General features: G+C 39.4%; 16 protein-coding genes and 1 pseudogene. 12 read left to right on the top strand and 5 right to left on the bottom strand.

Going from position 1 to position 13,997, the window contains the following annotated elements; all coding sequences use genetic code 11:
* The first annotated feature begins 2 nt into the window (after positions 1–2).
* The 12 genes and pseudogenes from traJ to BUR17_RS07045 all read left to right on the top strand — a co-directional run bounded on the left by traJ (position 3) and on the right by BUR17_RS07045 (position 7,510).
* A pseudogene (traJ, locus tag BUR17_RS07100) lies at positions 3–997 on the top strand (conjugative transposon protein TraJ).
* Between the two features lie 20 nt (positions 998–1,017).
* Positions 1,018–1,641 (top strand): conjugative transposon protein TraK, encoded by a 624-nt coding sequence (gene traK / locus BUR17_RS07095; protein ID WP_074229619.1) that lies wholly within the window; start codon positions 1,018–1,020, stop codon positions 1,639–1,641.
* Between the two features lie 232 nt (positions 1,642–1,873).
* Entirely contained in the window at positions 1,874–2,077 is a 204-nt protein-coding gene (locus tag BUR17_RS20970) for a hypothetical protein (RefSeq protein WP_228418625.1), read from the top strand.
* A 19-nt stretch (positions 2,078–2,096) separates the two neighbouring features.
* Positions 2,097–2,384 carry a nitrogen regulatory IIA protein gene (locus BUR17_RS07085; RefSeq protein ID WP_074229618.1) on the top strand — a complete coding sequence of 96 codons (288 nt, stop codon included), beginning with the start codon at positions 2,097–2,099 and terminating at the stop codon, positions 2,382–2,384.
* Positions 2,371–3,705, top strand: a complete 1,335-nt coding sequence (gene traM, locus BUR17_RS07080; RefSeq protein ID WP_074229617.1) for a conjugative transposon protein TraM — start codon at positions 2,371–2,373, stop codon at positions 3,703–3,705. Before BUR17_RS07085 ends, traM begins: the two co-directional genes overlap by 14 nt.
* Positions 3,706–3,729: 24 nt before the next feature.
* Entirely contained in the window at positions 3,730–4,623 is an 894-nt protein-coding gene (gene traN / locus BUR17_RS07075; RefSeq protein WP_074229616.1) for a conjugative transposon protein TraN, read from the top strand.
* A 21-nt stretch (positions 4,624–4,644) separates the two neighbouring features.
* Positions 4,645–5,205 carry a conjugal transfer protein TraO gene (locus tag BUR17_RS07070; RefSeq protein WP_074229615.1) on the top strand — a complete coding sequence of 187 codons (561 nt, stop codon included), beginning with the start codon at positions 4,645–4,647 and terminating at the stop codon, positions 5,203–5,205.
* A gap of 11 nt (positions 5,206–5,216) precedes the next feature.
* Positions 5,217–5,666 (top strand): DUF3872 domain-containing protein, encoded by a 450-nt coding sequence (locus BUR17_RS07065; protein ID WP_074229614.1) that lies wholly within the window; start codon positions 5,217–5,219, stop codon positions 5,664–5,666.
* Positions 5,667–5,777: 111 nt separating this feature from the next.
* Positions 5,778–6,071 carry a molybdenum ABC transporter permease gene (locus BUR17_RS07060; RefSeq protein WP_074230252.1) on the top strand — a complete coding sequence of 98 codons (294 nt, stop codon included), beginning with the start codon at positions 5,778–5,780 and terminating at the stop codon, positions 6,069–6,071.
* Positions 6,072–6,250: 179 nt separating this feature from the next.
* Positions 6,251–6,562 (top strand): helix-turn-helix domain-containing protein, encoded by a 312-nt coding sequence (locus tag BUR17_RS07055; protein WP_074229613.1) that lies wholly within the window; start codon positions 6,251–6,253, stop codon positions 6,560–6,562.
* Positions 6,543–6,842, top strand: a complete 300-nt coding sequence (locus tag BUR17_RS07050; RefSeq protein WP_074229612.1) for a helix-turn-helix domain-containing protein — start codon at positions 6,543–6,545, stop codon at positions 6,840–6,842. Before BUR17_RS07055 ends, BUR17_RS07050 begins: the two co-directional genes overlap by 20 nt.
* Positions 6,843–7,117: 275 nt before the next feature.
* The gene (locus BUR17_RS07045) at positions 7,118–7,510 is read left to right on the top strand and encodes a response regulator transcription factor (protein WP_074229611.1); all 393 of its coding nucleotides are present in this window, start codon (positions 7,118–7,120) and stop codon (positions 7,508–7,510) included.
* A gap of 83 nt (positions 7,511–7,593) precedes the next feature.
* Here the strand turns inward: BUR17_RS07045 and BUR17_RS07040 are convergent, their stop codons facing one another.
* The 5 genes from BUR17_RS07040 to BUR17_RS07020 all read right to left on the bottom strand — a co-directional run bounded on the left by BUR17_RS07040 (position 7,594) and on the right by BUR17_RS07020 (position 13,993).
* Positions 7,594–10,929 carry a sacsin N-terminal ATP-binding-like domain-containing protein gene (locus BUR17_RS07040; protein ID WP_074229610.1) on the bottom strand — a complete coding sequence of 1,112 codons (3,336 nt, stop codon included), beginning with the start codon at positions 10,927–10,929 and terminating at the stop codon, positions 7,594–7,596.
* A 90-nt stretch (positions 10,930–11,019) separates the two neighbouring features.
* Positions 11,020–11,277, bottom strand: coding sequence for a hypothetical protein (locus tag BUR17_RS07035; RefSeq protein ID WP_074229609.1), 258 nt, complete (start codon positions 11,275–11,277; stop codon positions 11,020–11,022).
* Between the two features lie 22 nt (positions 11,278–11,299).
* Positions 11,300–12,106, bottom strand: a complete 807-nt coding sequence (locus tag BUR17_RS07030) for a PRTRC system ThiF family protein (protein WP_074229608.1) — start codon at positions 12,104–12,106, stop codon at positions 11,300–11,302.
* Entirely contained in the window at positions 12,106–12,831 is a 726-nt protein-coding gene (locus BUR17_RS07025; protein ID WP_074229607.1) for a PRTRC system protein B, read from the bottom strand. The genes BUR17_RS07030 and BUR17_RS07025 overlap by 1 nt, the downstream gene beginning before the upstream one ends.
* Before the next feature lie 10 nt (positions 12,832–12,841).
* Positions 12,842–13,993 (bottom strand): hypothetical protein, encoded by a 1,152-nt coding sequence (locus BUR17_RS07020; protein ID WP_074229606.1) that lies wholly within the window; start codon positions 13,991–13,993, stop codon positions 12,842–12,844.
* Between the last annotated feature and the right edge of the window lie 4 nt (positions 13,994–13,997).

The following is a 13,997-nucleotide window of genomic DNA, read 5'->3' as shown; positions in this document are numbered from 1 at the left end:
TTATGGAATTTAATAATCTTCATGAAGTCCTACGCTCATTATATGATGAGATGATGCCTCTGTCCGCTGATATGGCGGCAGTGGCTAAAGGCGTAGCAGGCTTGGGGGCTTTGTTTTATGTTGCCATAAAAGTATGGCAGGCATTGAGCAGAGCGGAGCCTATTGATATGTACCCTTTGCTTCGTCCGTTTGCCTTGGGACTTTGTATTATGTTTTTCCCAACTATCGTATTGGGAACAATCAATGCCGTATTAAGTCCTGTAGTACAGGGCACTCACGCCATTCTCGAAGACCAGGTGCTTGACCTTAATGATTTGCAGGCAAAAAAAGATTTGCTGGAAAGAGAAGCGATGTTGCGAAATCCTGAAACTGCTTACCTCGTAAGCGATGAGGAGTTTGACAAAAAACTCGAAGAATTGGGTTGGTCGCCATCTGATTTGGTAACCATGTCGGGTATGTATATGGAGCGTGGTATGTACAGTATGGAACAGTCTGTAAAGAACTGGTTTCGTAATCTGTTGGAGGTACTTTTTCAGGCATCAGCTTTAGTTATTGATACTATACGGACATTTTTTCTAATAGTACTGTCCATACTTGGGCCAATAGCTTTTGCCATAAGCGTTTGGGATGGTTTTCAGTCCACGCTCACGCAATGGCTGACCCGATACGTCAGCGTTTACCTGTGGCTTCCTATAGCTGACCTGTTCAGTTCTATGCTTGCCAAAATACAATCCCTCATTATAGAAAAGATATAGCAATGCTTGCTGACCCCACCTACATACCTGATACGGGCAATACTGTATACATCATTTTTATGATAATAGGTATTGTGGGCTACTTCACAATTCCAACGGTAGCAGGTTGGGTAATACAGGCAGGTGGTGTAGGAAACTTTACCCGAAATGTGAACCAAGCGGCAATGAAAACCGGAAACATTGCAGGAGCCGGAGCTGGCTCAACAGTTGGAAACATCGGTGGCAAGCTAATGAATAAATAAACAATTAATCATTTAGAAAAATGGAATTTAAAACGCTAAGAAATATAGAAAACAGCTTTAGGCAGCTCCGTTTGTATGCCATTGTGTTTGCCGTTCTCTGCATTGGCGTCGTAGGATATGCCGTATGGCAATCCTACCGCTTTGCAGAAGAACAACGTCAGAAAGTCTATGTATTGGACAACGGCAAATCCCTGATGCTTGCCTTATCGCAGGATGCAAGTATCAACCGTCCCGTGGAAGCAAGGGAACACGTCAGACGTTTTCATGAACTGTTCTTTACCCTTGCACCCGACAAGAACGCTATCGAAAGCAATATGAGCAGGGCATTCAATCTTGCCGATAAAAGTGCCTTTGATTATTACAAAGACTTATCGGAAAAGGGTTATTACAGCCGTATCATTTCAGGGAACGTACAGCAACGTGTAGAGGTGGACAGTGTTGTGTGCAACTTCGACACTTATCCTTATGCGGTGCGAACCTATGCAAAACAATTCATCATCCGTTCGAGCAATGTGACCAGGCGTAACCTGATCACTTCCTGCTATCTCGTAAACTCCGTTCGCTCTGACAACAATCCGCAAGGATTTAACATCGAAAAATTTGCGGTGTTGGAAAATAAGGATATCGAAGTTATCGAACGCTAAAAACAATCTTATGGAAGCATTATCAGATTTAAACACGTTCGCAAAAATCCTTACAGAAAAAGGTATAACGGCTACTTCCATACGCAGGTGCGTATGCCGGAAAGCTAAAGGACAGCATCAGCGACTATCTCGAAAACTGTCAAAAAGGTGCAGACAGTTTGCCTAAACAGGACTTGTTGCTGACGGGGTATCTACAATGGTCGGAGAAGACAAACCACGTGTTGAATGAACCATGTGGGTAAAATACCTGAACGGCAAATTCTCTCTCGATAAAATGGAGGTGGCCAGAAAAGACGGCTTCGGGCAATTGCTCAAAAAATCGGAGCTGACGGGTCTGTCCATAATATCTGCACCCAAAGCGTTGGAGGCAGTTGCAATGGTCAATGAAGAGCAGAAGCAAAATGCAGGGAAAAGCCCTAAACGTTTCAAGCTGTAACAACACAAATAGTAAGGCTATGAAAAAATTAAGAGCAAATATGGACAGGTACTTTGACAAACTGGATGAACGCTGGCGTGGATTGCCTTTACGTAAGCAACACCAATATACGCTGTATTTCTTTTTGGGTTATCTGCTGCTCACCGCAGGGGTCATTTGCAAAGTGTGGTATGATACGGCAAAGTCGGGTAACGATATGGTCATCGAGCATATCGAAAACCCTGTCCTCAAAAAGAGTGAAAGTCCTGCAAGGTTGCAGGACACAATATCAACAATTCTAAAAAATCAGATTTATGAAAGAAAATGAGAACAAAAAATCGGTTGTTCGGGTAACGGAAGGTAGCCCGAAAGAAACCGCTGATGTGCTCCAGGAAAGCACACAGAATAAAGTCGAAAAGCTCAAAAAACCGCTCATATTCGCATTGATGGGCGTTGTATTCTTAGGCTGTATGTACTTGATATTTAAACCGTCTCCCGACAAAAAGGAAATCGAAAATATCGGGCTGAACGATGCCGTTCCACAGGCTACCGGAGCGGGAATGCCTGAAGACAAGGGCAAAGCGTATGAGCAGGAAATGCTGGAACGCAAGGACCAGGAAAAACGCAATGCCCTGACAACACTTTCGGATTATTGGAATACAGACGACAAAGAGGGTTCAACAGATGAGATACCCGAAGATGACGAAAGTAACAATTATGGCACTGGCAGAAATTCAGGGAGAAACGGTAATCAGGCATTAAACAGTTACCGCAATGCACAAAGTACATTGGGTTCATTTTATCAGGACGATAATTCGGAAACAACGGAACTCCGCAAGCAACTGAACGAATTAAAAGAACAGTTAGCGGATAAAGATGTACCTAAATCTACAACCGTTGATGACCAGCTTACCCTAATGGAGAAATCCTACCAGATGGCGGCAAAGTATCTGCCAACGGGTACAGCTTCAACAGAAGCTACACCTGCTAAGGAGGCAGGTACGGCTATGTCGGCTTCCAACCAAAAAGAGCATTTTGTAGCGTTTACAGCTGCGAGGAAAAACACTGTATCTGCCTTGTACCGTGAGCCTACCGACAGTGCATTTTTAGCCGATTGGAGCCAAACAAAAAACCGTGGCTTTTACACAGCCGGTTCCATTGAACAAGTTGTACAACCGAAAAACAGTATCAAAGCCTGTGTTCACGAAACGCAGACGGTTATAGGAGAAACTGGCGTACGCTTGCGATTGTTAGAGCCTGCCCAGACGCCTCAGCGTACCATTCCCAAGGGAACGATTGTAACCGCTAATGCTAAATTTCAGAACGGACGCTTACAGCTAAAAATTACTTCCATAGAATTGGAGGGCAATATCATTCCTGTAGATATAACCATTTACGATCTGGACGGACAACAAGGCTTGTACGTGCCATATTCACCCGAAATGAATGCCCTTACGGAAATGGCAGGCAATATGAGCCAGCAATCGGGAACAAGTCTGATGCTCACGCAGAGTGCCGGACAACAGGTTGCTGCTGATTTAAGCCGTGGCGTTGTACAGGGCATTTCTGGCTATTTCGCTAAAAAAGTAAGAACACCGAAAGTTACCCTGAAAGCAGGGCATCAGGTATTTCTCTTAGCTAAAAAATAATGTTGAATTCAAATAAATAGAACAATGAAAAATCATTTAAAAACCTTTTGGGCATTTGCCCTGATACTCGGCTTTGCCGTACAGTCTTTTGCACAGGATACGATAAGAACTAAACTCGAATTAGGTAAAATAGAACCTTATAAAATGGAGGTTACCTATGATAAGACTTCGCACCTGATTTTCCCGACCGCCATCCGCTACGTGGATTTGGGTAGCGAATACCTGATTGCGGGAAAAGCGGAAGATGCTGAAAACGTGTTGCGCGTAAAAGCATCAGTAAGGGATTTCCAGGCTGAAACCAATTTTTCTGTTATCACGAATGATGGAAGTTTTTACAGTTTTAATGTGTATTACAGTTCGTACCCAGAGGCAATGAGCTATGATCTGCTCTCGATGCAAAAGGCAGTTGATAAAGCCAATGGTAACGATGTGCTTTTTGAAGAATTGGGCAATAATTCTCCATCATTGGCAGGCTTGCTTTTGGAAACCATTTACAAGAAAGACAAACGCATTGTAAAGCATATTGGGGCGAAGAGTTTCGGTATTCAGTTTATCCTGAAAGGCATTTATATCCACAACGGTAAATACTATTTCCATACGGAATTGAGAAACCGTACCAATGTACCTTTCCAGATTGATTTTGTGAATTTCAAGGTGGTAGATAAGAAAGTGGCAAAACGTACCGTCGTACAAGAACGCCCGATGATACCGCTTCGTACTTACAAACCATTGGACGGTATTAACGGAAAATCAACCGAACAAAACGTGTTCCTGTTAGACCAATTTACCATTGCCGATGACAAGGTACTGCTGATTGAGATTTTCGAGAAGAACGGTGGCAGGCATCAAACGCTCCAAATAGAAAATTCCGATTTAATCAAGGCTCGTTTGATTAACGATATGCACCTTAAATTTTAATAACCCTTTAAAGTAATTAGCATGAAAAAGTATATCTATACCGTAATGCTCGTTTTAGTAGGCATCACGGTTGCACAGGCACAACGGATGTTGCCTAAGCAAAAAGGATTGGAAGTAAATGTTGGTGTACTATCCGATGATAAAATCGGTAATGATTATTACATCAATATCGGAATGACCGTGAACGGCAAAAACGGCAATTACCAACTTTGGGCATTGGAATACACCCACCAATACCAAGACTACAAAGACCTACGCATACCACAGGAAACCTATACAGCCGAAGGTGGTTACAGTTTCTTCCTGCTGGGCGATGCCCGTAAGAACATCACACTGAATGCTGGGATAACAGGCGTATTGGGGTATGAAACCATTAACCGTGGCGAAGCGATGTTGTATGACGGAGCAAAGATTTTGAATGAAGACAACTTCATCTATGGAGCTGGCGGAAGGCTCACGTTTGAAATGTACTTATCCGACCGTTTTGTATTAGTCCTGCATGGGCGTACAAAAGTTCTTTGGGGAACTGATATGAAACAGTTCCGACCTTCCGCAGGTGTGGGATTAAGGTTTAACTTTTAAAACGTAAAACGATGATAGCAATATTTAATAAATTTAGAATAGGATTACTGCCGATTTATGTACTCTTGGCAATCCTCACAGCTTCGGTTTCTTTGGTATCTTGTAGCAAAGATGATGACCTCGAAATACAGAACGATTTTCCTTTTGAGGTAAACGTGATGCCGGTACCCAAAGATGTTGCCAATGGACAGACAGTAGAAATAAGGATAACGATACAGCGAACAGGGAATTACAGCAACACGCAGTACCATCTACGCTATTTCCAATTTGACGGAACGGGAACGCTACGGTATTATGATGAACCACCGTATCTGCCAAACGATTTGTACTCGTTACCAACGGAACAATTCAGGCTATATTACACTTCAACATCTGCCGTATCACAATCTTTTGAGGTTTGGATTTCGGACAGCTTCGGGAACGAAAAGCAATTGAGCTTTCAGTTTAACAGTAGTGATTAAGTGCAACTTAAACGAAGATAAAAACCGACCTGTAAAGTCGGTTTTTTGCTTTTCGGCTTTCGACGTAGGATGATTTTGTTTAATTTTACTTGATTTATAATTTCAATGGGTATGGATGCGGTTACTTCTCAATTGGTACTGGGTATTATTCCTCTTGTTATAGGAATAGGGCTTATCTATTGGATAAGACGTAGAAAATTTTACAGGCGAAATGCCGTGGGTGCGGAAGGTTTTTCGAGTTTTGAAGCCTCTGTATTTATCCGTTTTATAGAACGTGTTGGCAAGTGGATTGCCTATGCCTTAATTATTATCGGTATTCTTTTCATTTGGTCGTATTCGCAAATGAAAAAAGATAGAGAGAAAAAACAGCAGGAAGTAAAAACGGAACAGCCTGCCCCACGCTGATACATATTCTTACAATAATATTTAAAACAAAATCGGATAGCCCAAAAGGTTATCCGATTTTTCGTATGTGGCAAAAGTAAACTGCCAAATACTGCCTCTCAAAGCCAATCAATACCACATTTCCCAACCCTGTAATAAGCCTTAGTAAATTCGACTTCCACAGAAAAATCAAGCAAACAATGGAAGTTATCGCAATACAAAAGTCTGCATTGGACGGGATGAAGAATGAGCTAAGGGAACTTTTGGAAATGACCGAAAAAGCCACGAGAAAATACATGCCTATTTTCAAAGAGGAGAAATGGCTTGATAACCAGGAAGTATGTTTAATGATGAACACTACCAAACGGACTTTGCAGACTTATAAGAACAAAGGCTTATTGCCTTATTCCAAACTGAACCGCAAGAATTATTATAAACACTCGGATGTGCAGGCTTTGCTCGAAGCAGGTCAGCCGTACAATACCAATACCAATGGATTTATTCACGAATGACAATGAAGAAATCATTATTCATCAAGATATGATTTCTCAGTTAAGAAGCCATATCGAAGAAATCTTGAAAAACTACCGTCCTGTAATGAACGGAGAGATTTACCTGTCGGGCGAAGATTTGTGCAGACTACTACACATTAGCAAAAGGACTTTACAGCAATATAGAGATGATAAAATTCTTCCGTATGTACAAGTGGGTGGCAAGATAATTTATAAGGAAAGTGATATAATGACTGTATTGGAAAAAAATTACTGTAGTAATAACACGGATACACAATAACCAAAGTCAGTCCAGATTATGTTTTCTTATAAGAACGAGTTTAGTATCTTTGCTATTGAAAATATAGAAAATCTTAAAGTGTTTTTGCTTTAAGTCCCACATTGAAAACTGGTAATTTTTAGACAACGGGACGATAAGGAAGAACGCTCATGCCATAGGCGTGGGCGCTCGCTTATTCGTTGTCGGGTATACCAGTACCTCAATGTGCGTTAAGTGTAGTTGCCTGCGCTTCTTTTTTTGTGCAGGACTACATCAACTTAAAAAAGTATGATGATATGGAAACTGGTACCGCACAACAAAAAAAATCACTCGCCTTTATTAATGATAGAAGTCCGATTTTGGATTTAATCTGCAACGAGTTCACTGCTTCAGGCATTGAAGTAATATTTCGGTCTGAAACGATAGAAGATGGATTACATCAATTGTCAATATTAAATACACTACCTAACATTTGTATAATCGACCTTGATTTCTACGAAAAAAAGATAATAGCAAAACTTCAAAAATTGAGAACGGAATATTCCTCTGTAAAGCTAATTGCTCATAGTGATATTGATGACGAGAAAGTCTGTAAAGCTCTCTTGGAAATTGGTTTTTCGAGCTGTCTACTTATTGGTAGCGTTACGGATGATTTTAAAAAAACCATTGACAATGCTGTCAATGGCTGAAATATTTTTTTACATTGATAGTAGCAAATTGCTGTGAGTAAAAAGTCAAGATATACAACGTGATAGTTCTGTAAGTATTCTCTCTAATCTGTTATTCCCTTAAAAATAAGTTTGATAAAACCTTCTATATTAGTTTCTTCCGAAACCCATATTTCTGAATTGACATTAAACCTTATATTCTGATCTTCAATATTGACCGAAATCCCATCTTTTCCACTATTGAGATCACTTTTCCTTATTTCGACTTCATTATAATCAGGATAAATATTATTTATCCTGTAACCTATATTACTTATTACCTTGGCGTGTTGCCTTAGGTATTCAACATCGGGGTCAGCACCATTAAGAGGAACTACTACCAATGCGTAATTATCTTTTTCTTCTGTTGCTTTTTGTGCTTGTAAAGGAGTCATAGCCGCATATTCTCTTCCTGTAGCTTTCAGTTCTATCAACCAGTCATTGATTTTGAAACCTTCACGTTCACCGTTTGCATTGACAAGATCAGATGATTCCTCAGTGAGTATATAATCACTACCGAAAGGTCTTCTATCTATATTTAGGGAAGCTCCTTTTGACCGCAGATCATCTATGTACTCCTTGAAAAGTATTTCGATCAATTTGCCTATAGACTGGTTTCTGCCAATTAATTTCCTCTCATTTAGCCTTCTTTCATATTCTTTCTTTATTCCTGGATCATTAAAAATCTCCTGAACCAATTCAGGATCTGCATCACTTGTAATCATATTTGTAATGGCTTTATCCCAGCTTAAACGGAGTTCATCGGAAGGAAGCGTGTTGCGTATTAGATCAGATACACCCACGCCCAATTTATTCAGAAAGCTCTGCTGTCTGGCACCACGTATGGTCTTTATCAATCCATCATCATTTTTTAGGAGTTCGGAGAGATTCTTTGAGGAAGGAGTTTCACTTACAAACTTTGCTTCGCTTCCTTCACTTTGTGTCTTTACATTAATCCAGTTTAGACCGCGTGCTCGGTATACCCAAAGGCTTTGCCTTAAATAGATAGGGTTTTCTAATCCTTCCAGCGTAATTTTTTGTTTATCTTCATCAAACAGTCCATCTTTATCTACTGCTTCTGTCAGCATAAATTTAAGTCGTTCTAGACTTGACTTCTGCGTCGTGTTACGACCATAGATATGCCCATCAGAGGTAGTTAGATATGCGAAATCTGAAAAAGACACTTCAAATTTGTATTTAAGCTGTCCGTCCGCATCTCGCAATAAATTCAGATCATTTTCATGTACTAGAAGATGCTCTAACAACTTAACCGTTGCATTCTCAGTTTTTATGACTATTGGAGTCAAATGTACAAACCCATTGTTGTTTAGATAAGCATAATCTTCTGTTTCTAAAAAAATATTATATACCTCATTTAGACAATCTTTATCCCTGACGAGATTAGCGTACAATGGAAATTCGGCTTCAAAGTAAACTTTGGGAGTCAACAAAAGATGATCTGTCTTTGGGAAATGGTCATATCCAAAACTTTCCTCATTCTTCTTATTTGCTCCTGTCAGTACTTTAAGGTCTTTAATAATATCTTTATGTCCTTTTACGATAAGCCATTTCAGTAATCTTGCACTTGCTTCTTGGTTTTTTATATTTACTAATGCTGTTTCGGTTAAATCATTTAATTCTGATTTCAGCTCAGATATCGCATTCTGAATCGAGAACCGTTCCACACTACTAATGCTGAATTCAATAATGTGTCTCGAAAATAATCGTTCCCCAAAATTAAGTTCAATTAGATCCGAAATAGCAACAAGTTCGTCATCTTTGGATATATCCCAACTAATACCTTCGGCTTTTCTGAAATTATCTTTTTGGTTTAATGATATCCTGTTACCTAGTGGAAACTGTCCCTTTATTTTAACGACCAAAGAATAAAATCGGTTCAACCATACGTGACCTTGGATATTCAAGGAATCATCAAGTTCAGAAAGAGATTCTTTTTCTTCAATTGTCTCAATAAGTTCATTAATACCCCAGACAAAATCCAGATCATAGGTACTCTCTACATTCTGCTTGATGATTGCAATTTTTTCAGCTACCTTAATCCAGTTAAAAAGTTCTATGTGTAATGGAATTCGAAGATATTTAATTTCTGAAAGAAGGTTCCATAGCTCTGAAGTATATTCTTTTTTATCAGTGAACGATATTGTCAGATCACTCAGTCTGCTGTATTTTTCATCTGCACCATTATAATGAATAAACTCTTCAGACGCCAAAAGCTCTATAGCCTTTTCCTTAACATCCGTGAACCATTTGTGATCTATCCACTTAAGGTCTTTTGAAAGATCAAAGCTGAATAACTCATACAGACCTTTTATGTTTTTGCTTTTGAACAGATTAGCAAAGGAGAGCATACTTTTGGTTAATGCTTTGTTTATGATTTCTTTATTGGAAGACTCACTTCCTTCCTCAGATACCTTTTTAAGGTAAATACCATCTCTTTCAACACGTGGGTCAAAATTTGTCGAATTGATAATAATAGGTATTCCTATTTCCTCAGTTCCAATCAGTGGGAATGTGTAATACAATCGGGGGTAATTGGGTGTCAGCGGAAAAATAAATTCTTTATCTTCCTGTAACTGTGTAATGATACAGGCTTCAAAGTTGTTATCTTTTTGAATGTATGCTTTTAAACTAACACATTCTATATTATCCACAACAGTATTGATTTGCCATTCTGCAATTCCCACTTCCTCATGTGTATCGAGTAGAATTTTTGAAAAAGTTTTGGTAGTTCCGTTCTCAGTTACTGTAACAGATTCTATCTGTTCATTAAAAAGTTGTGTTATTGGAATAAGCTCGTCAAGGCAGAGAAGACCTATCTTTGCTGTTTCCTTTCCTTTTGAATCTAACTCATAAGTGAATAATGTTTGAAATTCTCCCTTGTCGAGATAACTTTCTTCTCGGATTGAATTGTCGAACTCTTCATTTGAATCTAATTGTAACCGATAAAAATGATCGTTATCTGTAGCATCACGATTTAACAGAAAACTAAAACAACCCTGATTTTCAGTAAGCTTTCCAATGATATGTACCCTTTTTGAAAGTAGATACGTAGTCATAAAACCTGTACCAAATCTTCCAGTTTTACCTTCTTTATTGTTTTTTGATGATCCTTGTATAATTAGACTCAGAATATCGTCAAGTTCAAATGGATTTCCAGTATGCGAAAAGGAAATCTGTTTGTCGGTTATCTCTATCTTGACTCTAATACTTTGATTTTCCTCAATAGAATCTTTTGCATTTTGAAGTAGTTCCCAAAACCAGCGTTTTTCATATTCTTCTCTTTCTTCTTCTCTTGCTTGGATATCTCTATATACACTATCCGCATGTCTGATTTCTGCAATTTCTTTGCGCCTTTGTTGTACAAATTCTTTTTCAATCATTTATAATCTATACTAAGTTTGACTATTAATTTATTTAAGAATAGTCAATAGCTCTTTAGATGAATTCGAGCTCATTAACTATTATCAAATTTAATAAAAATAAAGCCTTGACTTACAAAAAGCCATCACTAACCAAGCGAGATTCTTTTGCTTCTTTTCTTTGGTCGCTGTGTGGAAAGAAATGAAGTCAGCTAAAATAACGAAAGGGATACCAAATATCCCAGCAAAGATTTCGCAATCTGTTTGATAAAATGTAAAGAGTGGAATTTGTGAAACGGTACATTTTAGCAAAGTGATTGTACCTTTTGAACGCAAAAATGCGTTTCCGACCGCAGGAAGGAATTGCATTTTTGCCGCCCGATTTTGGCTGTCAGGCGACTTTTAAGGGTTGGGTCTGGAAGTTCTTCAAATTAAGAAAAAAGCCCCTGTTTTCGGTCATTCCATAGCGGAACATAGACCATAATAAGGAACAACCCATTTGAGCCAATGTAGCATTGATATACAAGTCCTGTTTTTCCAATGCTTCGGCTAAACTGCAACTTGGCGTGTCGTCTGTTTGTTCGGACTGTTTCAGCAGTTCGCCAAATTCATCCGTAACCATTGGCAGGCTTGCCACCGTTTCGTATTTCTCAGAGTTGGGTTGTTTAATCTCTCCGATTGTAGATAGTATCACTTGTCCTGTTTGTTGGCTGTTGCCAAAGTCTAACCAATACTTTGGTTCGTCACGGTTGGCTCTGCGTTTGCTCATCGCTTTGAGCATTTCGGCAATATCAAATCGTGCCTGTACGTTATCCACGCAAGTAATGTAAATCGTTGCCTTTGCATTTTCGGGCAGACCACCGAAATTATTACGTTCAAATTTTTGGGTTTCTGCTTTCCAATTCGTACCCATAAAACGATTGACACGGTTTATCAAGGCTACGGATTTGTACAATCCTGTTTCACTCAGTGCAAATCGCTGTCTTCCTAAATTTGCTTCGGTTATAACATCATCATCCCACAAACGCACCTGCAACCCTGGGTGTTCCAATTCTGTTAGGCTGTGGCTCATTTCCATTAAAGCAGTTAAGACCTTTGAACCTGTGCCACCCGCACCAATCAAATTGACGTCAATCGGGTTGGTCGGACTTATCAGATAGTTGTCCGTAAAATGAACGGCTGTTTTTACTGTTTCCATTACAATAGATTTTTAAGGGTTTTATTATTCGGTTTCAATACTTCTTTTGGAAAGGGTTTGTCTGTGTTTACAAGGTCTTTCCATACGGTAACACAATTGCCTTTTATGGGATTATGTTTACCTAACAAGTGGCTGAAATAGGAATTGAAAAAATAGTATTCCCAAGCCTGTATAAATTCTTCCACCGAAGCGGATTTTTTAATTTCAATGCTCACCGTTCCCATACAGACTTTGCCGTCTTCGTAAATATTGAAATATGGTGTATGATACAGTTTTGTCTTTTCTGTGGGTCTTCTGTCGCTTGTTAGGGCAAACACGCTTAATCCATTTTTACTGGCTTTCCAAAGCATTGGCGGTACTTGTGCTATTCCGTTGGGGATTTGCAGACTATCGACAAAATACAACTGCCTTTGCTGTGCTTTTGTGTACCAAATTACCGCACCTTTATCCGCATTCGGATTGATGTGCAGAATGTTGGTCGGCAAAATTCCGTTCGACTTCAAAAAGGCTTTGTTCTTCTCCTGTTCGGTGTTCAATGCCTTTGCCAATACATTGGCTTCCTTTACGGTCAATGGGTGGGCGTTGATAGGGTTACCGTTTTTGTCCATATCAAAATGCTCAACATAAACATCGGTATTGCTTCCTTTGGTTTCATAGAATACCAAAGCCGATTTAGGGTTGTACAATGTGCCAAAGTCTTTTGTTATGTCGTTTGTAGCTTCCATAGTTCCAATTTTAAAAGGTGTGTAAAATGTCCCTTAATCTGTGCAGTAGTTCAAATAATCGGTTTTCAAAACAAAGGTTGTTGGCGGTTATATCCCTACCGTCAAACTGTTTTTGGATAATAGGTTCTTCGATTTGTCCGTATTCCTGTATTTCATTGTTTACCGATTCTATGAGCGTTTCATTGAGCCAGCCTTTGTGGTCTGCGTAAAAGGATATGTATTTTTCCATTCCTATAATGTTCTCCATATCTTCTTCCAATGCTTCTCCGTTAGGTTTAGCGTTGCGGAATACGTTTTCATTCGGATAGGTCTGATAAAGGGCAAAGGCTTCTTTTGCTACGTTCAAACATTCTTTATCAATATCGTCTTTGGCTTTAAAGCTGTTGACACGCTGTTCAAATACGGTCAGATTGATGCGGTTATAAATCCGCTGTTCCATATAATCCCCGATGTATTCGGCTTGCTTTATCTCTGCAAGATAAACGGCTGTTTCATCTGTATAATCGTCCTGTTCAACCCAGTCATTCATCATTTCATACATCCAATACAGATAGCTTGCTTCTTGTCTGTAGTACGGAATGTCAGCTATGTGGTACAGATAAGCACAAACGGACAATAGCAAATGGGCGTTTCTTTTCCGCTTACGGTTGTGCAACATTCGGTATAAGGAAGCAATGGGAATATAAAACAATGTTGAGCCTGTATTATAGCGTTCCTCACTTACGAAATAGGTTTTCTTAATGTCCTGTACCAAACGGATTTCTTCCCAATCCAAAACCTTTTGGTTTAGTTTTTCTTGTATATCCGAGATAGCCAATGCCATATTGTAGGGATAAGGAAACTGTTGTGTTTGCTTCGGTTCAATTTGGTAATGCTCTCCCAATTTGGAAAGGGACTGAAAAAAATCCCTTTCCATCTTCGATTTCCTGCAAGCCTGTACAGTTTTGGTTTCTTTCAGTTTAGGCAGAAACGTACTCTTTAGAAAACCATCGGCAACATTGCTGTCGGTACAGACTTGCGTTTGTCTTTCCGCATTTCGTTTGCATCCTTTGGCTTTTGCATCCAATTGGCGAACTCGTTCAGCTGTCGGTGCAATTGCCGTTGTCGTTGCTGTTCGGGTATTGTGATAGTTCCCGATAGGATATGTTTGTGCATAATTCATTGCT

The sequence above is a fragment of the Chryseobacterium scophthalmum genome, from assembly GCF_900143185.1.
In the GTDB taxonomy this organism is placed as follows: Bacteria; Bacteroidota; Bacteroidia; order Flavobacteriales; family Weeksellaceae; genus Chryseobacterium; species Chryseobacterium scophthalmum.
Note: the sequence above shows the minus strand (reverse complement) of the source record. Positions and strands in the feature narration are given on the sequence as shown.

Excerpts from the sequence above, each read along its gene's own strand:
- traN (WP_074229616.1), top strand. The coding sequence starts at position 3,730 with ATGAAAAATCATTTAAAAACCTTTTGGGCATTTGCCCTGATACTCGGC.
- BUR17_RS07035 (WP_074229609.1), bottom strand. The coding sequence starts at position 11,277 with ATGCAATTCCTTCCTGCGGTCGGAAACGCATTTTTGCGTTCAAAAGGT.
- BUR17_RS07025 (WP_074229607.1), bottom strand. The coding sequence starts at position 12,831 with ATGGAAGCTACAAACGACATAACAAAAGACTTTGGCACATTGTACAAC.
- BUR17_RS07030 (WP_074229608.1), bottom strand. The coding sequence starts at position 12,106 with ATGGAAACAGTAAAAACAGCCGTTCATTTTACGGACAACTATCTGATA.
- BUR17_RS07085 (WP_074229618.1), top strand. The coding sequence starts at position 2,097 with ATGAAAAAATTAAGAGCAAATATGGACAGGTACTTTGACAAACTGGAT.
- traM (WP_074229617.1), top strand. The coding sequence starts at position 2,371 with ATGAAAGAAAATGAGAACAAAAAATCGGTTGTTCGGGTAACGGAAGGT.
- BUR17_RS20970 (WP_228418625.1), top strand. The coding sequence starts at position 1,874 with ATGTGGGTAAAATACCTGAACGGCAAATTCTCTCTCGATAAAATGGAG.
- traK (WP_074229619.1), top strand. The coding sequence starts at position 1,018 with ATGGAATTTAAAACGCTAAGAAATATAGAAAACAGCTTTAGGCAGCTC.
- BUR17_RS07050 (WP_074229612.1), top strand. The coding sequence starts at position 6,543 with ATGGATTTATTCACGAATGACAATGAAGAAATCATTATTCATCAAGAT.
- BUR17_RS07045 (WP_074229611.1), top strand. The coding sequence starts at position 7,118 with ATGGAAACTGGTACCGCACAACAAAAAAAATCACTCGCCTTTATTAAT.
- BUR17_RS07060 (WP_074230252.1), top strand. The coding sequence starts at position 5,778 with ATGGATGCGGTTACTTCTCAATTGGTACTGGGTATTATTCCTCTTGTT.
- BUR17_RS07070 (WP_074229615.1), top strand. The coding sequence starts at position 4,645 with ATGAAAAAGTATATCTATACCGTAATGCTCGTTTTAGTAGGCATCACG.
- BUR17_RS07055 (WP_074229613.1), top strand. The coding sequence starts at position 6,251 with ATGGAAGTTATCGCAATACAAAAGTCTGCATTGGACGGGATGAAGAAT.
- BUR17_RS07065 (WP_074229614.1), top strand. The coding sequence starts at position 5,217 with ATGATAGCAATATTTAATAAATTTAGAATAGGATTACTGCCGATTTAT.
- BUR17_RS07040 (WP_074229610.1), bottom strand. The coding sequence starts at position 10,929 with ATGATTGAAAAAGAATTTGTACAACAAAGGCGCAAAGAAATTGCAGAA.
- BUR17_RS07020 (WP_074229606.1), bottom strand. The coding sequence starts at position 13,993 with ATGAATTATGCACAAACATATCCTATCGGGAACTATCACAATACCCGA.